At 71.7% G+C, this 20,735-nt stretch carries 19 protein-coding genes; 11 read left to right on the top strand and 8 right to left on the bottom strand.

Annotated elements, in window-relative coordinates; translation table 11 throughout:
• Positions 1-42: 42 nt before the first annotated feature.
• The 6 genes from AOM46_RS28155 to AOM46_RS28130 all read left to right on the top strand — a co-directional run bounded on the left by AOM46_RS28155 (position 43) and on the right by AOM46_RS28130 (position 6,455).
• Positions 43-1,350, top strand: a complete 1,308-nt coding sequence (locus tag AOM46_RS28155; RefSeq protein ID WP_062216553.1) for an ABC transporter substrate-binding protein — start codon at positions 43-45, stop codon at positions 1,348-1,350.
• A complete protein-coding gene (locus tag AOM46_RS28150; RefSeq protein WP_062216551.1) occupies positions 1,350-2,279 on the top strand; it encodes a carbohydrate ABC transporter permease in 930 nt (309 codons plus the stop codon). The genes AOM46_RS28155 and AOM46_RS28150 overlap by 1 nt, the downstream gene beginning before the upstream one ends.
• Positions 2,269-3,120, top strand: a complete 852-nt coding sequence (locus tag AOM46_RS28145; protein ID WP_158920727.1) for a carbohydrate ABC transporter permease — start codon at positions 2,269-2,271, stop codon at positions 3,118-3,120. Before AOM46_RS28150 ends, AOM46_RS28145 begins: the two co-directional genes overlap by 11 nt.
• 84 nt (positions 3,121-3,204) lie before the next feature.
• Positions 3,205-3,987, top strand: coding sequence for a VOC family protein (locus AOM46_RS28140; protein WP_078857258.1), 783 nt, complete (start codon positions 3,205-3,207; stop codon positions 3,985-3,987).
• Positions 3,984-4,937 carry an aldo/keto reductase gene (locus AOM46_RS28135; RefSeq protein ID WP_062216545.1) on the top strand — a complete coding sequence of 318 codons (954 nt, stop codon included), beginning with the start codon at positions 3,984-3,986 and terminating at the stop codon, positions 4,935-4,937. The genes AOM46_RS28140 and AOM46_RS28135 overlap by 4 nt, the downstream gene beginning before the upstream one ends.
• A gap of 99 nt (positions 4,938-5,036) precedes the next feature.
• Positions 5,037-6,455 carry a GH1 family beta-glucosidase gene (locus AOM46_RS28130; RefSeq protein ID WP_062216543.1) on the top strand — a complete coding sequence of 473 codons (1,419 nt, stop codon included), beginning with the start codon at positions 5,037-5,039 and terminating at the stop codon, positions 6,453-6,455.
• Positions 6,456-6,511: 56 nt separating this feature from the next.
• Here AOM46_RS28130 and AOM46_RS28125 read toward each other — a convergent pair whose 3' ends face one another.
• From AOM46_RS28125 to AOM46_RS28110, 4 genes are all read right to left on the bottom strand, one after another.
• Complete coding sequence (locus AOM46_RS28125; protein ID WP_062216541.1) at positions 6,512-7,471, bottom strand: LysR family transcriptional regulator; 960 nt, start codon at positions 7,469-7,471, stop codon at positions 6,512-6,514.
• Between the two features lie 57 nt (positions 7,472-7,528).
• Positions 7,529-8,011: a 2,4'-dihydroxyacetophenone dioxygenase family protein gene (locus tag AOM46_RS28120; protein ID WP_062216539.1), complete on the bottom strand. Its 483-nt coding sequence runs from the start codon at positions 8,009-8,011 to the stop codon at positions 7,529-7,531.
• Between the two features lie 55 nt (positions 8,012-8,066).
• On the bottom strand, positions 8,067-8,750 hold the full coding sequence (locus tag AOM46_RS28115; protein ID WP_062216537.1) for an SDR family NAD(P)-dependent oxidoreductase: 684 nt from the start codon (positions 8,748-8,750) through the stop codon (positions 8,067-8,069).
• A gap of 141 nt (positions 8,751-8,891) precedes the next feature.
• Positions 8,892-9,296, bottom strand: coding sequence for a GNAT family N-acetyltransferase (locus AOM46_RS28110; protein WP_062216806.1), 405 nt, complete (start codon positions 9,294-9,296; stop codon positions 8,892-8,894).
• 68 nt (positions 9,297-9,364) lie between these two features.
• On the opposite strand from AOM46_RS28110, the gene AOM46_RS28105 reads away from it, so the two are divergent.
• On the top strand, positions 9,365-9,850 hold the full coding sequence (locus AOM46_RS28105) for a GNAT family N-acetyltransferase (protein ID WP_062216535.1): 486 nt from the start codon (positions 9,365-9,367) through the stop codon (positions 9,848-9,850).
• Positions 9,851-10,190: 340 nt separating this feature from the next.
• Here AOM46_RS28105 and AOM46_RS28100 read toward each other — a convergent pair whose 3' ends face one another.
• The gene (locus AOM46_RS28100; protein ID WP_062216803.1) at positions 10,191-11,174 is read right to left on the bottom strand and encodes an ABC transporter permease; all 984 of its coding nucleotides are present in this window, start codon (positions 11,172-11,174) and stop codon (positions 10,191-10,193) included.
• Positions 11,175-11,420: 246 nt separating this feature from the next.
• On the opposite strand from AOM46_RS28100, the gene AOM46_RS28095 reads away from it, so the two are divergent.
• Positions 11,421-12,041, top strand: coding sequence for a TetR/AcrR family transcriptional regulator (locus AOM46_RS28095; protein WP_062216533.1), 621 nt, complete (start codon positions 11,421-11,423; stop codon positions 12,039-12,041).
• Positions 12,042-12,044: 3 nt separating this feature from the next.
• On the opposite strand, the gene AOM46_RS28090 is transcribed toward AOM46_RS28095, so the two are convergent.
• Positions 12,045-12,830 carry a MerR family transcriptional regulator gene (locus AOM46_RS28090; RefSeq protein WP_062216531.1) on the bottom strand — a complete coding sequence of 262 codons (786 nt, stop codon included), beginning with the start codon at positions 12,828-12,830 and terminating at the stop codon, positions 12,045-12,047.
• Positions 12,831-12,954: 124 nt separating this feature from the next.
• Between AOM46_RS28090 and AOM46_RS28085 the strand changes: the two genes are divergently transcribed.
• The 3 genes from AOM46_RS28085 to AOM46_RS28075 are packed head-to-tail and all read left to right on the top strand — an operon-like array spanning position 12,955 to position 16,188.
• Positions 12,955-14,427, top strand: coding sequence for an NAD(P)/FAD-dependent oxidoreductase (locus AOM46_RS28085; RefSeq protein ID WP_062216528.1), 1,473 nt, complete (start codon positions 12,955-12,957; stop codon positions 14,425-14,427).
• On the top strand, positions 14,420-15,301 hold the full coding sequence (locus AOM46_RS28080) for an alpha/beta fold hydrolase (RefSeq protein ID WP_062216525.1): 882 nt from the start codon (positions 14,420-14,422) through the stop codon (positions 15,299-15,301). The genes AOM46_RS28085 and AOM46_RS28080 overlap by 8 nt, the downstream gene beginning before the upstream one ends.
• Positions 15,298-16,188 (top strand): SDR family oxidoreductase, encoded by an 891-nt coding sequence (locus tag AOM46_RS28075; RefSeq protein WP_062216524.1) that lies wholly within the window; start codon positions 15,298-15,300, stop codon positions 16,186-16,188. The genes AOM46_RS28080 and AOM46_RS28075 overlap by 4 nt, the downstream gene beginning before the upstream one ends.
• A gap of 72 nt (positions 16,189-16,260) precedes the next feature.
• Here AOM46_RS28075 and AOM46_RS28070 read toward each other — a convergent pair whose 3' ends face one another.
• The gene (locus tag AOM46_RS28070; protein ID WP_067226673.1) at positions 16,261-16,467 is read right to left on the bottom strand and encodes a hypothetical protein; all 207 of its coding nucleotides are present in this window, start codon (positions 16,465-16,467) and stop codon (positions 16,261-16,263) included.
• Between the two features lie 83 nt (positions 16,468-16,550).
• Positions 16,551-20,651, bottom strand: a complete 4,101-nt coding sequence (locus AOM46_RS35675; RefSeq protein ID WP_062216800.1) for a S41 family peptidase — start codon at positions 20,649-20,651, stop codon at positions 16,551-16,553.
• Positions 20,652-20,735: the final 84 nt, after the last annotated feature.

Below are 20,735 nucleotides of genomic sequence, written 5' to 3'. Positions count from 1 at the left end.
CGCGGGTTCCCGGGATTCATGACACGAAGTCGGAGGGCGTCAATGGTGTCGCAATCACAGCCCCGGCGGCCGAGCCGGCGGCAGCTGCTGCGGACAACAGCGCTGGGAGCCGCCGCGTTCGCCGCCGCCCCGGTGCTCAGCGCGTGCGGTGGCGGGTCGGGCGGATCGTCCGGCAAGGCGACGGTTCGGGTCTGGCACTGGTACGACCAGCAGCGCGACCAGTGGCCGCGCATGATCGCCGAGTTCGAGGAGGCCAACCCCAACGTCAAGGTCGAGGAGCGGCAGTTCGGCGATCCGGACAGCTACCTCCCGGCGCTGCAGGCCGCGGTGGCCGCCGGCGACCCGCCGGAGATCTTCGCGCCGCATGTGCTGGCCATCGAGTACGGCAGGGCCGGGATCTCGGCCGACCTCAGGGCGGGGCTCGGCGAGGACTTCCTCGGTGGCTTCTTCCAGTCGGCCAACGACCTGTTCGTGGACGAGGGCAAGCAGTTCGGCCTCGGCTGGATGGCGCAGACCTTCGGCATCTTCTACCACCCCAAGCACTTCGAGCGGGCCGGCGTGGACATCCCCGAGACCTGGGACGATCTGCTCGCGGTCTCGGCGGCGATCCGGGAGACCGGCGTCGAGCCCTGTGTGCTGTCCAACAATCCCGGCACCAACGGCCTGGACTTCTTCCTCCCGTTGATCACCCAGGTCACCGACGATCCCCAGCTGCTGCTCGATCTGGACCTCCAGCGCGACGGCGCCAGCTGGGACTCGCCCGAGGTGGTCGAGGCGCTGGAGCTGGTGCGCCGGCTCCAGGACGGTGGGGCCTTCGCCGCCAACCCGAACGGGATCACCACCGCGCAGGGGGAGCAGATGCTCTACACGGACCGCGCCGCGATGTTGTTCATGGGTTCCTGGGTGCCCCAGGACTTCGTCCAGGACGCCCCGCCCGAGTTCGTGGAGGAGTACCGGGTCATGAAGACCCCGGCGCTGACCTCGGGGGCCAGGCACTGGTGTTCCAACCAGGCGGGCGCCGCCTTCGCGGTCAGCGAGACCAGCCCGAACAAGGAGGCGGCGCTCGACCTGCTGCGCTTCATGTACGAGCCGGACCGGTACAGCCAGGTGATGAACGAGTCCAACTCGATGCCGGCGACATCGGCCGCCGCGGAGCAGGTGACCGATCCGGTGCTCGCGGAGATGACGTCCTGGTTGTTGGACGGCGACGGCGCGCCGCACATCCTGATGGGTCCCGGCTCCTCGGAGTCCGCGTCCAACGCGGTGTCCGCGCTGATCGACGGTTCGTCGTCGGCCCAGGACGCGGCGGCCGACATCCAGAGCGGGGTCGAGCGGGCGGCGAACCGCTGATGGCCGTCGCGGTGTCCAAGGCGCCGCGACGCGGCGGACGAGGCAGGTCGGCGGCGCTCGCGGGCTATCTGTTCGTGCTGCCGACTGTCGCGCTGTTCTCGGTGTTTGTGGCGTATCCCTTTCTGCGCACGATGTATCTGAGCCTGACCAGATGGTCCGGCTTCGGCACCCCGGAGTTCATCGGGTTGGAGAACTTCGACAACCTGGTCTCCGATCCGGTCTTCTGGGACGCGTTGACCACCACGCTGGTGTTCACCCTGGCCTGCACGGTGTTGCAGACGGTGGTGCCGCTGTTGCTGGCGGTGCTGCTCAACCGGGGCTGGCGTCTTGGCGTGGTGTTCCGCACCGTCATCTTCGTGCCGGCCGTGGTGTCCTTCGTGGTTACCGGCTCGCTCTGGCAGATGGTCTACGACCCCAACTTCGGGATGCTCAACGAGTTTCTCGACCGGATCGGCCTGGGCTCGCTGGCCCAGCCCTGGCTGGCGGACACCAGCACGGTGCTCCCTGCGCTGGTGGTGGTCTCGCTCTGGCAGGCCGCCGGGCTCTTCATGCTGATCTATCTGGCGGGGCTCCAGGGCATCGACCCGGTGCTCTACGAGGCGGCCCAGATCGACGGCGCCAACGCGGTCCAGCGGTTCCGCCATGTGACGGTGCCCATGCTGCGTCGGGTGACGGCCGTGGTGGTGCTGCTGAATGTCGTCAACGGGTTCAAGACCTTCGACATGATCTATGTGATGACGGGCGGCGGTCCCAACCGGGCGTCCGAGGTGCTCGGCACCTATCTCTACGGTCTGGCCTTCGGCTCCTCGGCGGGCGCGGTGCCGTCGTTCGGCTATGCCACGGCGATCAGCATGGTGGTCTTCGTGCTGTGCCTCGGGGCCACGTTGGTGCAGGTCCGTGTCAACCGGAAGGCCCGTGATGTCAACTGAATCCGCTCGGGCCACCCGTCGTCTGCCGCGTCCTGGCCGGCTGTTGGGCTATCTGCTGCTGATCGTGATCTCGGCGGCCTCGGCCTATCCCCTGCTGTGGATGCTGATCACCTCGGTCCGGCCGCGCAACACCGTGTTCGGCGGTGGTTTCCTTCCGGAGGAGATCACCTTCGACGCCTACCGACAGGCGTGGACCGATCTGGACTTCCCGCACCACTTCCTGATCACCTTCGTGATCACCGTGATCACCGTGCTGGGGGTGGTCGGGCTCGCCACGCTGGCCGGCTACGCGTTCGCCCATCTGGAGTTCCGGGGAAAGCAGTTCATCTATGTGACGTTGCTGAGCACCATCATGCTGCCGGTCACCGCCATCGTGATCCCGCTGTTCCTGGAACTCGACGCCATGGGGCTGCTGGGCACCCAGACCGGCCTGGTGCTGGTGTACATCGGGACCTCGGTGCCGTTCGGAATGTTCCTGATGAGAGTCTTCTTCGAGACACTGCCGCACGAACTGGTACAGGCCGCGCGGGTGGACGGCGCGGGCGAGTTCACCATCTTCGCCCGGGTGATGCTCCCGCTGGCCGCCCCGGGCGCCGCCACCGTGGTGATCTTCCAGTTCATGAACACCTGGAACGAGTTCCTGTTCGCCCAGACCTTCCTCAAGACCTCCGACCAACTGCCCCTGCAACCCGTGCTCTACGCGGCGGTCGGCCAGCACTCGACCGACTGGCCGCTGCTCTGCGCCTCGCTCACCATGTCCATCCTGCCGATCATCATCGTGTATATGCGGATGCAACGGCGCTTCGTCGCCGGGATGACCCTCGGTGCCGTCAAGAGCTGAGGCGCCGCGCCTCGTTCCCGGCCCGGCCTCGACGTCGAGGCCGGGCCGGGAACGGGCCAGGCCCTGAGAAAGGAAACACGTCCCATGTCCCACACATCAGGTATGGCCTATGTGGAGATCGGTGTCAGTGACGCCGAACGATCCCTCGACTTCTACCGGGGTCTGCTCGGCCTGCGCCCCGCCACCTCCCCGCCTGAGCCGACGGCGCCGGGCGTGCACTGGCTGACCGCCGACGGGGCCCTGGTCAAGCTGGTGGAGAAGCCGGAGGGCGGCACGCTCGGCGGGTGGATCGGGGACGATCTCCAGCGCGGCATGCGGCACTTCGGGATGAAGGTGGGTGACGTGTTCCGGCAGGCGGAGCGGCTGCGCTCGGCCGGTGTCCCCTTCACCGTGGAACCCACGGCCGCCGTCGGCGATGTCAATCTCGCGTTCTTCACCGACCCGGACGGGACGCTGCTGGAGATCATCGACGGCCATCTCACCTATCACGAGGTGACCACCCCCGAGTTGGCGGACCGCGAGCGGCGGCTGGCCGAGGCACGGGCGGCGGAGGCGGGCCCGGTCTTCGACCATGTCGCCATCACCGTCGCCGATCTGGACGCCACCCTCGCCTACTACCGTGACCAGCTGGGATACCGGGTGATCGGCCGGCTGGTGCACGACCAGGACCCCCGTGGCTTCGTGATCGACTACCTCCAGGCGGGCGACGCGGTGCTTGAGGTCTTCACCTTCGACGCGGCTACCACTCAGCCGGCGCCCGACCCGGCCCGGGACAGCCTGGGCCTGCGGGCCATCGGCCTGTCGGCCGAACTCGGCCGGGACAGCGACCCGGACGGCACGCCGCTGCGACAGGTGCCCACCCGATGACCGCCGAGGGCGTCGTGCCCGTCCGCCAGTTGGGCCGCACCGGCCTGCGCGTCCCGGAGATCTGCTTCGGGGGCGCCGTGCTGGCCGGCATGCCGGACCTCTTCGGCTACGACGTGCCGGAGGAACGCGCCCTGGAGACGGTGCGCGCGGTGCTGCGTGGCCCCGTCGGCTTCCTGGACACGGCGGCCGGCTACGGCGGTGGCCGCAGCGAACGGATCATCGGCGCGGCGCTCGCCGAGGTGGGCGGTCCGCCCCCGGGCTTCCTCCTGTCCACCAAGGTGACCAGGGACGCCGACGGCGGTTACGGCGCGGCCCAGGTGCGCCGCTCGCTGGAGGGCAGCCTGGAGCGCCTGGGCCTGGACCGGGTCCCGTTGCTCTATCTGCACGACCCCGAACACATCCCGTTCCAGGAGGCGATGGCCCCCGGCGGGCCCGTCGAGGAACTGGTGCGCATCAGGGAGGAGGGCCTGGCCGAGCACATCGGGGTGGCCGGCGGCCCGGTCGGGCTGATGGCCCGCTATGTCGCCACCGGCGCCTTCGAGGTGCTGCTCACCCACAACCGCTGGACCCTGATCGACCGTTCGGCCGACCAACTGATCGACGCCGCCCACGCCGCCGGTCTCGCCGTGCTCAACGCCGCGCCCTTCGGCGGCGGCATCCTGGCCAAGGGCCCCGAGCGGCAGGCACGTTACGCCTACTCCGAGGCCGACCAGGTGGTGTTGGAACGGGTCAGGGAGATCGACGCCGCCTGTCGACGGCACGGGGTGCCGCTGGCGGCGGCGGCCATCCAGTTCTCCACCCGGGACCCCCGGGTCTCCTCGACCGTCATCGGGGTCACCCGCCCCGAACGGGTGGCGGAGACCGTCGAACTCAGCCGCTGGCCGATACCCGAGGAGCTGTGGCCCACGCTCGACGCGCTGGCCGCCCCCGCCGACCTCTGGCAGTACTGAACCCCGTGCCGCAGGAGTTCCCGTGCCGCCGGTGTTCCCCGAGACCCACGACAAAAGCCCATCGCACAGCATGCCTCAGAACGACTGGAACCATCTGTCATGACCTCTGATCCGCAGTCCGCCGCCCCCTCCGCACGCCCAGCGACCACTCCCGCCGACCTCTCCGCGGTCCGGTTCCCCGACGGCTTCGTCTGGGGCACGGCCACCGCCAGCTACCAGATCGAGGGAGCGGTGGCCGAGGACGGCCGGGGGCCCTCGATCTGGGACACCTTCGCGCACACCCCCGGCAAGATCACCGGAGGGGACACCGGCGACATCGCCGACGACCACTACCACCGCTATCCCGAGGACATCTCGCTGATGGCCGATCTCGGGGTCAGCCACTACCGGTTCTCGCTGGCCTGGCCGCGCATCCAGCCCGAGGGCAGGGGGCAGCTCAACGGCGCCGGCGTGGACTTCTACAGCCGACTGGTGGACAGCCTGCTGGAACGCGGCATCCAGCCCTGGGTCACCCTCTACCACTGGGACCTGCCGCAGCCCCTGGAGGACGCCGGCGGCTGGCCGGAGCGTGACACCGCCGAACGGTTCGCCGAGTACGCGGCGGTCGTCCAGCAGCGGCTCGGGGACCGCGTCAAGGACTGGACCACCCTCAACGAGCCCTGGTGCTCGGCGTTCCTCGGCTATGCCAGCGGCATCCACGCCCCGGGCCGCACCGACGGGCCGGCCGCCCTGCGCGCCGCCCACCACCTGATGCTGGGCCATGGACTGGCGACCCGCGCGCTGCGCGAACAGGGCGCGCGCGACGTCGGGATCACCGTCAACCTCTACCCGGTCGACCCCGCGACCGACAGCGCGGCGGACCGGGACGCGGCCCGCCGCATCGACGGGTTGATGAACCGCGTGTTCCTCGACCCGCTGCTGCGCGGGGCCTACCCGGAGGACCTGCTCAAGGACCTGTCCTCGGTGACCGACACCGACCATGTCAGGGACGGCGACCTCGCGATCATCAACACCCCGCTGGACTTCCTGGGCGTCAACTACTACACCCGCCATGTGGTGCGCGCCGGCACGGCGACCGGCCGGCCGTCCAACTGGGTGGGCTCGGAGGACGTGGAGTTCGTCAAGCGCGGCATCCCGGAGACGGCGATGGGCTGGGAGATCGACCCGGACGGGCTGTACGAGACGCTGACCAGGGTGTGGCGGGAGTACGGGCCGCTCCCGCTCTATGTCACGGAGAACGGGGCCGCCTTCGACGACCGGGTGGAAGCGGACGGCCGGGTGCGCGACGAGGCACGCCGTGCCTATCTGGAGAGCCACTTCGCCGCGGCCCACCGGGCGCTGAGCGAGGGCGTCGACCTGCGCGGGTACTTCGTCTGGTCGCTGATGGACAACTTCGAGTGGGCCCACGGCTACGGCAAGCGGTTCGGCCTGGTCCATGTGGACTTCGAGACCCAGCGCCGAACCATGAAGGACTCGGGACACTGGCTCGCCGAGATCACCAGGGCCAACGGCCTGTAGGAACACCCCTGTTCGCCGGGACGACCAACGGCCGTCCCGGCGAACACACGCCTCGGTCAGGCCGGTCGCTCCTCGCCGGCCGGACCGGGGAGCTGGGGGGACGGCAGCGTGCAGATCAGATCCCGGACCAGGGAGACCACCGCGGAGTCGGCCCGGTCGGCGCGCCACCAGACGGCGACGCGGCGTTGGATCTGGCTCTCGGCGATCGGCACCAGCTCAAGTCCCGCACAGTTGGCGGTCGTCATCGCCAGCGCGTTGGTGACGCCGATGCCCAGGCCACCGCGCACCAGGGCGGCCAGCGTCTGCGGTTGGTTGCTCTGGAAGGCGATGGCGGGCCTGATGCCCGCCTCGGCGAAGGCCAGGTTGGTCTCGAACTGTCGCGGCGCGGTCTCCGTCGGTTCCCCGATGGTCACCAGGGGATAGGAGGCGATCTGGGGGAGCGACAGCGGCCCGGCGCCGGCCAGCGGATGTCCCGAGGGCACCACCACGACCAGCGGCTCGCTCCAGAGCCAGCGGTTGAGCAGCCGGTCGTCACGGACCAGGGGCAGCACGGGCCGAACGGCGAGGTCGATGTCACCGGCGGCCAGCAGGTCCTCCAGGGAGAGCGTCGGCCCCTCGATCAGCGCGGTCCGCACCCGGGGCGCCGCCCGCTTCAACCGGCGCACCAGATGCGGGTAGAGGAACGCGGCCGCACTCGGATACATGCCGATGCGCAGCTCGCCGCGCACCACCCCGCTGGCGCCGTCCGCGACCTCGGAGAAGGCCCCGAGCCTGGAGAGGATCTCCTCGGCGTGCGGCAGCAGGGCGCGCCCCTCGGGCGTCAGCGCCACCGGCTGCACGGAACGGTCGAACAGCCGGGCGCCGAGCACCTGTTCCAGTTCGCCGATATGGCTGCTCACCCGGGGCTGGGAACGGAACAGCGCCTTGGCCGCCGCCGAGAACCCGCCCTTGTGGGCGACGGCGACAAAGCTCGCGATCCAGTCGAGCCGGTAGTTGTACGCGCTGGAGAGATCCACGCCGACCCCCTGTTTCCCTGTGCGCGGACGGTTCCGTTCCCGCCTCGGCCGGCCGCCTCAGCGGATGAACCGGTCCACGTAGTCGCGGCCGAGCCCCACCCGCTCGTAGTGGGCCCGACACATGTCGATCTTGGTGAAGGTGTCCTCGTACCCCGTCTGTCGACCCTCTTCGTCCACATAGACCATTGCGCCCGTTATGTTGAACAGCGTGATCATATAGTCGCAATCGGGGGGGACGGCAAGGGTGTGGATCTCACCGGGCGGCTCATAGACGAAACTGCCACGCTCCGCGATCCACTCGTGTTCGTAGTAGTGCCAGCGGCCCTCGATCACATAGCCGAAGACCGCGCCGGGGTGGCGATGTCGGGAGACGATCCCGGACGCGGTGACCTTGAGCAGGTTGCACCACTGTCCGGTCACGGTGTTAAACATCAGCGGTCGAAACCAGACATTGGGTGCCTGGGGTACCCAGACGCGATCGTCCTCCGGCTGTGCCGGAACGGCGATCTCCTCGGGGTAGTCGGTGGAGATGGGGATCACGGTGGTCTCCTTCGGGGTCGGTTGCCTGGTTCCGCCGGGTCGCGCCACGGGGTGGTCAGCTGGCCAGATAGCCGCCGTCCACCGGCAGCACCGCACCGGTGACAAAGCCGGCGTCGGGTCCGGCGAGAAACGCCACCGCGCCCGCCACGTCCGATGCCTCCCCCCAGCGGCGCATGGGGGTGCGGGAGATGATCTGGTCCGCCGCCCGGCTCTGTTCCTGGAGTTCGCTGGTCAGCCGCGTTCTGATCCACCCAGGCGCCACGGCGTTCACCCGGACCCCGTCCCCGGCCCAGGCCACGGCGAGCGCCTTGGTGAGCTGGACGACGCCGCCCTTGCTGGCCGAGTAGCCGGGCACCCTGGGCCCGCCGAAGAAGCTCAGCATCGAGGCCACGTTGACCACACAGCCGCCGGCCGCGACCAGTGCCGAACGGGCGGCGACACAACTGCGCATGGTGCCGGTGAGGTTGACCGCCAGTACCTGCTCGAAGACCTCGGGCCGGTGCTCCTCGTCCCGGCGGAGTACGCCGGCGGCATTGATCAGGACATCCAACGAATCGAAGCGAGCGAAGAACGCCTCAACCTGGTCGGCCTGTGTCACATCCAGCTCAACGGCCGGTGCTTGGGCATCAAGACCGGCCACCGTGACCTCGGCGCCCATCCGCGAGAACCGCTCGGCCACCGCCGCACCGATTCCGCTGGTACCGCCGATGACCACGACCCGCCGGGTGGCTGTCACCACACCAACCGCCTTCCGCTCCCTCGCACTCCCGGTCAGCGCGCCGGGCTGCGAGCCATGCGAACACGGGGGCTCGTTCGGCCGCCTCGGTCATTCGCCCTCTGAATGGCGGCCATATCCCACCGCGATGGCACAGCGGCCGGGTCAGCGGAGTGGGACGAGCCCCGCCTGGGTGGGGCGCAGCCCGGGGGTGCGGGCGTAGAAGCCGGCGAGATGCGGTTCGTAGTCGACATGCAGCCAGTCGCAGCCGGCCGCCCGCGCCCCCTCGACGGCGTGCCGCACCAACTCCCGGCCCACCCCGTGCGAACGTTCCGCCTCGGCCACGACCGTGTCCAGCAGAAACGCGTGCGCGGCGCCGTCCCAGGCCACGTTGACCAGGCCGACCAGCGCCCCGTCCCGCTCCCTGCGGGCGCAGACCCACCCCAGACTGTGGGCGTTGAGCCGCCCCCACCAGTCCTCGTCACCGGGCTCGTGCCCGAACCCCTCGGCGTGCAGGGCCTCGGCCTCGACGCTGCGGAAGGGGGCACGCCAGCCATAGGAGATCGACATGGCTGGATGGTAGGGGACGGCCGGCCGGCGCATACCGCGCCCTCTCCGCATTTCGTACGATGAGCACCATGGACCTGGTCGTGACCCGCTTTGATCATCCCGATGCCCGCAAGCTCAACGACGCGGTGCAGGCGGAGTACGCGGAGCGCTACGACAGCGACGGCGACATCACCCCGCTGGCGCCCGAGATGTTCGAACCGCCGCACGGGGTGTACCTGCTCGCCTACGACCCGCTGGGCCGCCCCGTCGCCACCGGCGGCTGGCGCGCCCAGCGGGCCGGCGAGGAGGGGTACCTCGACGGGGACGCCGAGATCAAGCGGATGTATGTGGTGCCGGAGGCCAGAGGGCTCGGCCTGGCTCGGCTGATCCTCGGCCGTCTTGAGGAGGACGCGCGAGCGGCCGGCCGGACCAGGATGGTGCTGGAGACCGGCATCGCCCAGCCCGAGGCGATGAACCTCTACGCCTCCAGCGGCTATCTGATGCTCCCGCGCGAGCGGCACTTCGGCGTCTACCGCCACGAACCCAGCAGCCGCTGCTACAGCAAACCGCTGTAGCCCTCGCCGGGCGGGCAGCCGACCGGTCGCACGGGCGGCATCGCGGTATCTGCCGCCGCGAGCCGCTGTGGCCTCGCCGGCGGGCGGCCGGTCGTGCGGGTGCCACTTCGGCCTGCCGGCCGGGGGCGGCCGTGTTGCCGCGGGGGGCGGGATCGCGGTGTCTGGCGCTACGAGCGCGCCAGCGGTTGTTGGAGCTGGCCGTTGTGGGCCTGGCCAAGCGGTGGTCAGCACGGTGCGGTTCGGTGGGTCGTGGTCGTGGTCGTTGCCGGGCGCTGCGGCCGTGGGCTTATCGGTTCTTGCTCGGCCGGCCGCGCTGCCGCGCGGGGCGGCACCGCGGTGTCTACGGCCGCCAGCGCGCCAGCGCACCGGCCGCCGTCGTGGCCGAGCGGCCAGCGGTCAGTCGGCCGCCGATCAGGACGGCCGCCGCGCCGAGCAGCACCCAGCCGAGCAGGACCGCGAGGGGGAAGCCGCCCCCGCCGCCGTCGAAGAAGGCGACCGAGCGCAGCAGGCTGGAGCCGGCGCCGGTGGGGAGCCACTGGCCCAGCAGGTTCGCCGGCGCCGGCAGCATCTCGGGCGCCGAGGACGCCCCCGACCAGGGGTTGCCCAGCAGCATCAACAGCAGTGCGCCCACCCCGATACCGGGCCGGCCCAGCAGCGCCGCGAACCCCGCGACCGTCGCCCCGCCGGCCAGCACCAGCAGGCCCAGCGTTCCGGCCACCGCCCACCAGTCGCCGGCCAGCACCCCGAGCCAGCTGTGCGAGAGCAGGGCCGCGATGATCCCCGCCAGTGCCGCGCCGCCGAGCAGCCCGGCGAGCGCCCGGCCGCCGCGCAGCCCGGTGACCGTGATCAGCACGCCGGTGGCGAGTCCGGCCATCACCAGTGGCAGCAGGCTGGCGCCGAAGGCCGCGCCCCTGGGGTCGGCGTCCGGCGCCGGAACCACATCGGTGACGGTGACGCCGACGCCGTCGGGCGCCTGCCGTTGCGCCGCCTCCACGAGCAGTTGGGCCACCGAGCCGCCGCCGGCGCTCGCGGTCAGCACCTCGGGGGCGCCGTTCTCGTCGAAGACGAACGCCCCGTAGATCTCGCGGTTCTCGATGGCCCGCCGCGCGTCCGCCTGGTCCGCGTAACGGTGCACCTCGAAGGCGTCGCCCTGGGCGGCGAGACCGTCCGCCGCCCGCTCGGTCACCGACGCGGGTCCGGCGACGCCGACCGGCAGGTCATGGGGGGCGGTCCTGGCCGCCGGCCAGGCGAAGGCCCACAGGACCAGGCCGATCAGCAGCGGAACGGCCACGATCACGGCGATCAGGGCCCGCGCCGGCGGCAGCGGCGGTCCCGACCGCGCGGGCGGGCTCCCGGCCCCGGCCTCGGGGGTGGGAGTCGCGGAAGTGGGCTGTCGCTGCGTGCTCACGACGGGCCTCCAGAGGGTGAGTGCGCACGGTCGGCGCGAACGCACCGACGGGGGCTGGGAGTCGACCACGGGAGGGAGAAGGATCGTTCGTTTTCCCCCGCATCACGGTGCGCCCCGACCCGTGCGGTTGTCAAGAACGAACGTTCGCTTTAGGGTGCGGACATGGCGCGCGTATCACCGGAACACCTGGCCGCACGACGTCGGCAGATCCTGGAGGGCGCCGCGCGCTGCTTCTCCCGTGACGGATTTCACGGCACCTCGATGCAGGACATCCTCCGCGAGGTCGGCCTCTCCGCCGGCGCGGTGTACCGGTACTTCCCGAGCAAGGACGCGATGATCCTCGCCCTGGCCCAGGATGTGCTGTCCGCCGTCCGGGAGAGCTTCCAGGAGTCGGCCGACTCGGACGATCCGCCGCCGCCCGATGTGCTGGTGCTCCAGGGGGTGCACCGGGCCGGCACCCGGCTGACCGCCTCGCCCGCCCTGGTCATCCAGGTGTGGGCGGAGACCCTGCGCAACCCCGATCTGCACGCCATCCTCTCGGAGGGGTTCAACGCGCTGCTCGGGTACTGGGCCAGGATCGTGACCGTCTACCAGCGGCAGGGACGGATGCGGGCGGATCTGGAGCCGGCGCATGTGGCTCGTTATCTGGCCGCCAGCGCCCAGGGCTTCCTGCTGCAGCGGGCGCTCTTCGGCGGGGCCGACGAGGCGGGCGGGGTGGACGAGGCGGTGCTGCGGCAGGGCATGCGCGGGCTGATGTCCATGTCGGAGGAGTCGACGGACTGAGGCTCAGGCCGGTTCGTCCGGGGCGGTGCCCGCCTCCAGGGCCGCGCGCAGTCGCCGGTCCAGGGCCAGCGAGACCTCCGCGTACACCGCCTTCTTGGCCAGCGGGCGGAGCCGTCCCAGGGCCTCCGTCAGCCGCTCGATGTCCTCGGCCGAGGCGGGCTCCGCCCGTTCGCCGCCCTCGGGCGCGAGCACCTCGGGGAGCACCCGCTGCCGCAGGACCTCGGTGAACACGGACGCCAACGCGTCGGCGTGGGCGCGGAGTTGACGTCCGGCCTGGAGCAGCGTGGCCAACGGGATGCCCTCCCGCACCAGGGCGGACGAGGCCTCCAGCAGATCGCGGCTGACATGGATCACGGTCTCCCCGGCCGGCCGCAGATAGCCGATCTCCATCGCCAGCCGCAGGTTTTCCGGATCCGTCTCGCCCCGGTAGTGGTCGGCCAGCTCGCGCGCGGTCAGCCGCACCGGCTCCTCCTCCGCCCACGGCAACGCCTCGGTCAGGCCCAGTAGTTCGGCCGTCCGCTCGGCGTCCTGGCCGGACGCGAAGGCGGTCAGCAGCTCGGCGATCCCGCCCAGGGTGTGGCCGCGGGCCAGCAGCGCGGAGATGGTGCGCAGCCGCTCCAGATGCCGCTCGTCGAACCAGGCGATCCGCCCCTCGCGCCGGGGTGGCGGCAGCAGCCGGCGCTCCCGGTAGAAGCGCAGGGTGCGTGGGGTGATGCCGGCGGCGGCGGCCAACTCCGCCGCCCGGTACTCCCCGGTGGGCTCCTCCCGCTGAGCCTGACGTGCGTCCACCCGAGGCAGTGTAGGAGTACCCGACCGTGCACACCCCCTACCGGTCGGTACCGCTCCGCCCTAGGCTGTCAATGTGCCAGTGATTACTGGCACATTGACGTCGGCTGGCGGGAGGCGGACGGACATGCGCGTACGCGTCGCGGTGATTGGGGCGGGATTCGGCGGACTCGGCGCGGCGGTGACGCTGCGTCGCATGGGCATCACGGACTTCGTGGTGCTGGAACGCGCCGGCTCGATCGGCGGCACCTGGCGGGACAACACCTATCCGGGGTGCGCCTGCGACGTGCCCTCCCACCTCTACTCGTTCTCCTTCGCCCCCAACCCCGACTGGCCGCGCAGCTTCTCGGGACAGCCACATATCCGCGACTATCTGGAACGGGTCGCCGACGACTTCCGGCTCCGCCCCCATCTGCGGCTGAACACCGAGGTCCTGAAGGCACGTTGGGACGGCGCCGAACTGCGCTGGGCGATCGAGACCGACGCCGGCTCCTACCAGGCCGATGTCATCGTCTCCGCCGCGGGACCGCTCGCCGACCCCCGACTGCCCGAGGTGCCCGGGCTGGACGACTTCCCCGGCCGGGTCTTCCACTCGGCGCGCTGGGACCACGACTACCCGCTGCGCGGCAAACGGGTCGCCGTCGTCGGCACCGGCGCCTCCGCGATCCAGTTCGTGCCCGAGATCCAACGGGTGGTCAACGAGCTGGCCGTCTTCCAACGCACCCCGCCCTGGGTGCTGCCCCGGGGCGACCGGCGGATCGCCGCCGTCGAGCGCGGGTTGCACCGGCGGCTGCCGGCCACCGCCGCCGCCCGCCGACAACTCATCTGGGGCAGCCGCGAGTTGGTGGTCGGCGCCTTCGCCAGGCACCCGGAGTGGATGCGCGTCGCCGAACGGCTGGCCAGGATCCATCTGCGGCGTTCCGTCGCCGACCCCGAGCTGCGCCGCCGGCTGACCCCCGACTACCGCATCGGCTGCAAGCGGATCCTGCTCTCCAACGACTGGTACCCCGCGCTGACCAGGCCCCATGTCCGGCTCATCGACTCGGGGCTGCGCGAGGTGCGCGGCAGCACCCTGGTGGCGAGCGACGGGCGGTCCTTCGAGGCCGACGCGGTCATCTTCGGCACCGGCTTCCGCGCCACCGACGTGCCGATCGCCCACCGGGTCACGGGCGCGGCCGGCATCACCATGGCCGAGGAATGGCGCGACGGGATGGCCGCGCTGCGCGGCACCACCACCGCCGGCTTCCCCAACCTCCTCACCCTGGTCGGCCCCAACACCGGCCTCGGCCACAGCTCGATCATCCTGATCATCGAGGCCCAACTCGCCTATATGGCCGACTATCTCGCCAAGCTCGGAACCCTCGGCAGCGGCGCCTCGGGACGCGCCGCGCTGGTGCCACGCCGCGCGGCGGTGGACGCCTGGACCGACGGTCTGCGGCGACGGCTCTCCCGTTCGGTGTGGAACACCGGCGGCTGCGACAGCTGGTACCTGGACGCCAACGGTCGCAACACCACCATCTGGCCCGGCACCACCGCCGAGTTCCGCCGGGTCACCAGGTCCGTCCGACTCGACGAGTACGAGGTGCTGCGCCATGGCTGAACTCTCCCGGCGGGCCGATGTCCGCCGGCCGACCGTCGTCTCCACCGGGGGCGCCCGGCCGTACACCGAGATCCACGGGCCGGAGGACGGCCCGACCGTGGTGCTGGTCCACGGCTGGGTCTGCCGCACCACCTTCTGGCACCCGGTGCTGCGGCCACTGGTCGCCACCGGCCACCGGGTGGTGCTCTACGACCAGCGCGGGCATGGCAACAGCCCGGCCACGCCCGGAAGTTGCTCGCCCGAGGCGCTTGCCGACGACCTCTGCGCGGTGCTCGCCGCCACCCTGGACGAGGGGCGGCGCGCCGTGCTGGTCGGCCACTCCATGGGCGCCATGACCATCGTCGCGGCCGCCGACCGCCCCGAACTGCGCGCCCATGCCGCCGCCGCGCTGCTGTGCAGCACCGGCATGGACCGGCTCGCCGACGAGTCCACCGTGCTCCCGCTGCGCCCCGGCCGCCGGCGCCGCAGGGGACAACGGGCCTTTCTGCGCACCACCCTCGGCTACGGCCCGGTCACCGCCCTCTCCCGGCGGCTGATCCACCACATCACCATGGGCCCCGCCGCGACCCGCGCCCAGTGCGACGCGGTCGCCCGGATGGCCAGGGCCTGCCCGCGCCACGCACGCGGCGAATGGGGCGCCGTCCTCGCCGAACTCGACCTCGCCGACCGGATCGGCCGACTCGACATCCCCGTGGCCCTGTTGCAGGGTGAGTCGGACCGTCTCACCCCGGCCGTGCACGCCCATCGCATCCACGCCCGCCTCAGCCGACCCGACGGCTTCGTCCGCCTCCCCGGCATCGGCCATATGACCCCGATCGAGGCCACCGACACCGTGGTCGAAACGGCGACCAGACTCGCGAAGGAGCAGCTGTGACAGTCCGACGGAGAACAGTCCGCCGCCGCCACCCGGTCGCCGGCCGGGTCGTGGTGATCACCGGCGCCGCCCGGGGCATCGGCGCCGAACTGGCGAACGTCCTCTCCGCGCGCGGCGCCCGACTCGCGCTGGTCGGCCTCGAACCGGACGAACTCGACCGCGTCCGCGCCGAGTTGCCTGGCGAGGCCGCCGCCTGGCCGGCGGATGTCACCGACGCCGACACGATGCGCCGGGTCGCCGCCGAGGTGGCGGAACGGTTCGGCGCGGTGCACACCGTCGTCGCCAACGCCGGGGTCGCCGCCGGCGGCCCCTTCGCCGACGCCGACGAGGACGTCTGGCGGCGGGTGATCGAGGTCAACCTCATCGGCTCCGCCGTCACCTGCCGCGCGTTCCTCCCCGCGCTGCGCGCCGGCGGCGGCTACTACCTGCAGATCGCCTCGCTCGCCGCGATCACACCGGCGCCGCTCATGACGGCCTACTGCGCCTCCAAGTCCGGGGTGGAGGCCTTCGCGCACTGCCTACGGGCCGAGGTCGCCGCCGACGGGGTGGCGGTCGGCGTGGCCTATCTCAGCTGGACCGACACCGACATGGTGCGCGGCGCCGACGCGGACGAGCGGCTGCGGGAGGCCCGCCTGCGACTGCCCTGGCCGGCCAACCGCACCACCCCGCTGCGCCCGGCCGTCGTCCGCCTCGCCGCCGGCATCGAACGCCGCGCCCCGCATGTCTACGCCCAGCGCTGGATCCGAGGCATAGTTCCGACGCGCCCCGTCCTGCCCGGCCTGCTGGGCGGCCGGCTGGCCCAACGCCGGCTGCGCGCCCTCGGCCCGCCGCCCGAGCACCGGGGGCTGGTGGGCCCCGGCGGCCGGGCCGCCCAGACCCGGCCCTGAACCGGCACACGACGCGCCCCGGGGCTGGTGGGCCGGCCGGGGCGCGTCGGATGCGGCATGGAGGTGGGGCGGTCAGCGGTCCTGACCACGCTGCTTGGCGCGGTCGGCAGCCTTCTGGGCCGCGTCCTTGCCCTTGTCCATCATGCCGCCCTCCTTCTTGTCGTCGGTCCGCTGCTGCTTGTCCTGGCGGTCCTTGGACTCGTCCTTGTTCCCCATGGCGTCCTTGGCGCGCTCCTGGAGTTCGTGGGCCTTGTCCTTGAACTGGTCCGAGATGCCCATGTGATGCCACTCCTCGACATAGAAAAAAGCCGGTTCGGCCGCAATCTGGGGCAAACGGAGTAAACCGCCGTCCCCGTCCAGCGTCACACGGACTCGCCGTCCTCGCACTCCAGCGCCGAGCCAGGGGCCACGGTGCGCGACGGCAGCGGGGGGCGCGCGCGATCCGGAATGCGCTGGTAGCCGGGCGGACTGGCCGCCGGATGCCGCTCCAGCAGATCCAGCGCGACCCGCACCGCCGTGTCCAGCACCACGGACCGGCCCTCGGCCCAGTCCAGCGGCGTACGCAGCGCCTCGATGTCCGGGGCGACGCCGTGGTTCTCCACGTCCCAGCCGTAGGCGTCGAACCAGGCCGCGTTCATCGGCACCGTGATCTCCGTGCCGTCCCCCAGCCGGTGCTCCCCGGTGATGCCGACCACCCCGCCCCATGTCCTGGACCCCACCACGGGCCCGAGGCCCAACAGCCGGAACGCGGCCGTGATCATGTCACCGTCCGACGAGGTGGCCTCGTCCGCCACCGCGACCACGGGACCGCGCGGCGCGTTCGACGTGTACGAGACGGGCTGCGCGTTCCGGGTCAGATCCCAGCCGAGAATGGTGCGGCTCAGCTTCTCCACCACCAACTCGCTGATGTTCCCACCCGCGTTGCCCCGCACATCCACGATCAGCGCCTCACGGTCGAACTCCCGCCGCAGATCCCGGTTGAACTGCGCCCAACCCGAGCCACCCATGTCCGGGATGTGCACATAGCCGCAGCGCCCGTCGCTCAACTCCCGCACCAGCTCCCGACGGCGCGCCACCCAGTCCTGGTAGCGCAGCTGCCGGTCGTCGATCAACGGCATCACCGCGATCCGCCGCTGCCGACCCGACTCGTCGGCGAACGTCAGCTCCACGCTGGTGCCGCCGGTGCCGGCGAGCAACGGCCAGGGCCCGAGCGCCGGATCCACCGGCCGACCCCCGACATGCGTCAGCACCGCCCCCTCCCGCACACCGGAACCGGCCAGCGGCGAATGCGCCTTGGGATCGGACGAATCCCCCGGCAGCACCCGCGCCAGCTGCCAGCCCCCGCCGTCCTTCGTCCGGGCGAAGTTGGCGCCCAACAACCCCTGGGGCCGCTGGTAGTGCCACGGCCCCTCATTGAACCTCCCGGCACTGACATACGCGTGCGAGGTGCCCAACTCGCCCATCGTCTCGGTGAGCAGATCGGCGAACTCGTCGGGACTCGCCACCCGTTCCACCAGCGGCCGGTACTGCGCGAGCACCGCCTGCCAGTCGATCCCGCACATCCCCGGATCCCAGAAGTAGTCCCTGACCAGCCGGCCCGCCTCCTCGAACGACTGCCGCCACTCCGCCGCCGGATCGGCGACATGAACGATCCGCCGCAGATCGACCCGGACCGCCGCATCGCTGTCCGTGCTGTCCGTCGCCGAGACCACCGACAGATCGTTGTCCTCGCTGATCACCAGCCGCGAACCGTCCCCACTGGGCGCGAACCAGTCGACGCCGTCGGCGAGTTCGGTGCGCTTCGCCTTGGCCAGGTCGAAATGCTCAAGCGACGGCTTGCCGGAGGTGTTGTCCGGATTGAGAAAGGTCTCCCCGAGCGCGCCGGAGATCGGCCAGCGCAGCCACACCAGACCGCCACCGCTCACCGGATGGAGCGACGAGTACTTGGAGGCGGCCACCGGGAACGGGGTCACCCGGCTGCACAACCCCTCCGCCTCCACCATCACCCGGCCCTCGCCGCCGCCCCCGTCCGTACCCTCGCCGCCCGCCTCGTCCGGATCGAGCCCCCCGGCGGCCGGCCGCCCCTCCGGGGTGATCGCGAACGGCGACCTGGTCGCCGAGGAGAGCGGCACCAGATAGGGACGACACCCGAGCGGAAACGACAGCCCACCGGTGTGCACGTCGTAGACCGGATCGAAACCGCGCCAGGAGAGAAAGGCGAGATACCGGCCGTCGGAGGTGAACACGGGCTCCTCGTCCTCGAACCGCCCGTCCGTCACCTCCAGCACCGTCGGCTCCTCGGCCGCGAACTCGGCGATCCTGATCTGCGTCAACGAACGCCCGATCCCCGGATGCGCCCAGGCCAACCACGCCGAATCGGGCGAGAACGCGAGATCCCGCACCGGGCCGTTCACCGACCGAGCGAGTTCGATGACCTCTGCGACGACAGCCACCCCCGCCCCCTCAGCGGGGTCCTCGCCGGACGGGCCGGCAGCAGCCACGGCTTCGTTGGTCGGGCCGGCGGTGGTTTGGTCGGCAGCTTCGCTGCTGGCCGCAGCCTTCCCGGTTTTTCCGGTAGCTCCGCTGCCGGTGGCGTCTGCTTTTGTGGCGGAGCGGTTGCCCTGGCCGTCGGCGTTTGCGGCGTCAGCCTTGCCGGGCGGGTGGGGGGAACGGGCTGTCGGGGGAGTTCCGCTGGTGGCGTCCGCCTTGGTGACGGGTCCGTCGCCCTGGCCGCCGGCTTCGCCGCCCGTTGCGCCGGGGATGCCGGTCGTCTCCTCGGCAGGAGCACCGGCCTGTCCGCCGCCGGCGCCAGCCGCACCCCCAGTCGCGCCGCTCCTCCCGCTGACAGCGCCATCCGCCTCCCCGCCGGAGGCGTCCGTTTCGCTGGGCCTCTGTTCGGCGGCTTCGGTCCCTTGGCCGGTTTCGTGATCCGCTGGACCGCCGGAGGCTTCCGTCTCGCCGCTGGCCGCAGTGCCGGCTGTGCCGGTCGTTCCGCCGGTGGCGCCAGCCGGCGCCCCGCCGGAGGCGTCCGTCCCATCACCGTCTGCAGGGCTGGGCGTCGCGCTGGCGGCCCCGCCGGAGGCATCCGTTTCGCTGGGTCCCTCCTCGGCGGCTCCGGTCTCCTGGCCGGTTTCATGATCCGCCGGGCCGCCGGAGGCGTCCCTCCCATCGCCATCCGCCAGACCGCCGGAGGCTTCCGTCTCGCCGCCGGAGGCTTCCGCCGCGTCGTTCGGGATGGGGATGACGAGGAGGCGGCCGTCGTGGGTGGCGGCAGCCACCGCCGTGCCGTCGGGGGTGGCGAGGAGTTCGCGTACCCGGCCCAGGGGGCCGGTCGTGAGGCGTAGCGGCTCGCGGCCCCCGCTGACGCGGGGGAGGTGGGCGATCTCCAGCGCGTCCTCGCCGTCCGCGTCCGTGACATACGCGATGCGGCCGGTGTCGCCGAGCATCTGCGGGAGGCGGACGCGGACCCCGGGGGCGTCGGTCAGGGCGCGGGCCGGGCCGTCGCGGTGGGTGAGCCAGTAGAGCCCGCCGCGTACACAGATCGCGCTGGCCCGACCCGTGGTGTCCACCGTGAGGGAGTCCACATGGGCGGCGGTGTGCAGCTGGTAGGGGCGGCGGCCGTTGCGGGGGCCGCCGAGGCGGATGGGGAGGCGCCTCGGTACCGAGCCGGGGCCCAGATCGTCCAGCAGCCACAGCTCGCCGGCGCACTGGTAGACCACCCGGTGGCCGTCGGTCGACGCGTGCCGGGCGTAGAACGCGTCATGGTCGGTGTGCCGCCACAGCTGGCTGCCGTCGGGGCGGCAGGAGTAGACGTTGGCCACTCCCTCGTGGTCGGAGAGGAACGCGATCCGGTCACCGACAAACATCGGGCTGTTCAACTGGCCGCCAAGATCCGCCAGGAGGCGTTCGCCATGGAGCCAGAGGCGGCCCGTTCCGCCGCCTCGGTAGCGTTTCCAGTCCGCCGGGTCGTGGGAGGCCGCGCCGGTCAGCAGCAGGGTGCGGCGGTCGGCGCCGTGGCCGTTGACGGCGATGTCGGAGACCGGCCCCCAGGGCAGCTCGTCGCCGGGGCCGCCGGCCGTCGGCACCGTGTAGGCGCGGGCGAAGTGCGAGAACGGCTGTTGGTGGGAGCCGATGGCCAGCACCCGGCTGTCGCCGGTGGCGTCCGGCGGGGTCCAGCCGCGCACCCGGGTGTCGTAGGAGGCCCAGTGGGTCAGCTGCCGTACCGGCCCGCCGTTCACCGGGGTGAGGTGGATCTCCGGGTCCAGGGTGCGCCAGCTGGTGAAGGCGATGTGCTGTCCGTCGGGAGAGAACCGGGGAGGACCCAAGCGGGTACGATCGACTGTGAGTCGCCAGGCCCGGCCCTTCGCCGTGTGGCCTGGGCCTGCGGCGGGCAAGGGCGCCAGCCACAGATCGTCTTCGGCGACAAAGCACAACAGGTCACCGTGGAGATGCGGAAATCTCAGGTACCCGTCAGGTTCCGCGGGTGCGGGATCCCGTCGCGGGTTCGGCGGTGCGTCAGATGAGTTCGGTTCGTCGCTCACGGTCCC

The organism is Streptomyces sp. NBRC 109706 (assembly GCF_000974485.1).
Lineage (GTDB): Bacteria > Actinomycetota > Actinomycetes > Streptomycetales > Streptomycetaceae > Streptomyces.
Note: the sequence above shows the minus strand (reverse complement) of the source record. Positions and strands in the feature narration are given on the sequence as shown.

Bases quoted from the DNA above. Each gene is read 5' to 3' on its own strand.
- AOM46_RS28155 (WP_062216553.1), top strand. From the start codon at position 43: ATGGTGTCGCAATCACAGCCCCGGCGGCCGAGCCGGCGGCAGCTGCTG.
- AOM46_RS28150 (WP_062216551.1), top strand. From the start codon at position 1,350: ATGGCCGTCGCGGTGTCCAAGGCGCCGCGACGCGGCGGACGAGGCAGG.
- AOM46_RS28145 (WP_158920727.1), top strand. From the start codon at position 2,269: ATGTCAACTGAATCCGCTCGGGCCACCCGTCGTCTGCCGCGTCCTGGC.
- AOM46_RS28140 (WP_078857258.1), top strand. From the start codon at position 3,205: ATGTCCCACACATCAGGTATGGCCTATGTGGAGATCGGTGTCAGTGAC.
- AOM46_RS28135 (WP_062216545.1), top strand. From the start codon at position 3,984: ATGACCGCCGAGGGCGTCGTGCCCGTCCGCCAGTTGGGCCGCACCGGC.
- AOM46_RS28130 (WP_062216543.1), top strand. From the start codon at position 5,037: ATGACCTCTGATCCGCAGTCCGCCGCCCCCTCCGCACGCCCAGCGACC.
- AOM46_RS28110 (WP_062216806.1), bottom strand. From the start codon at position 9,296: ATGTCGATCTCCTATGGCTGGCGTGCCCCCTTCCGCAGCGTCGAGGCC.
- AOM46_RS28105 (WP_062216535.1), top strand. From the start codon at position 9,365: ATGGACCTGGTCGTGACCCGCTTTGATCATCCCGATGCCCGCAAGCTC.
- AOM46_RS28095 (WP_062216533.1), top strand. From the start codon at position 11,421: ATGGCGCGCGTATCACCGGAACACCTGGCCGCACGACGTCGGCAGATC.
- AOM46_RS28085 (WP_062216528.1), top strand. From the start codon at position 12,955: ATGCGCGTACGCGTCGCGGTGATTGGGGCGGGATTCGGCGGACTCGGC.
- AOM46_RS28080 (WP_062216525.1), top strand. From the start codon at position 14,420: ATGGCTGAACTCTCCCGGCGGGCCGATGTCCGCCGGCCGACCGTCGTC.
- AOM46_RS28070 (WP_067226673.1), bottom strand. From the start codon at position 16,467: ATGGGCATCTCGGACCAGTTCAAGGACAAGGCCCACGAACTCCAGGAG.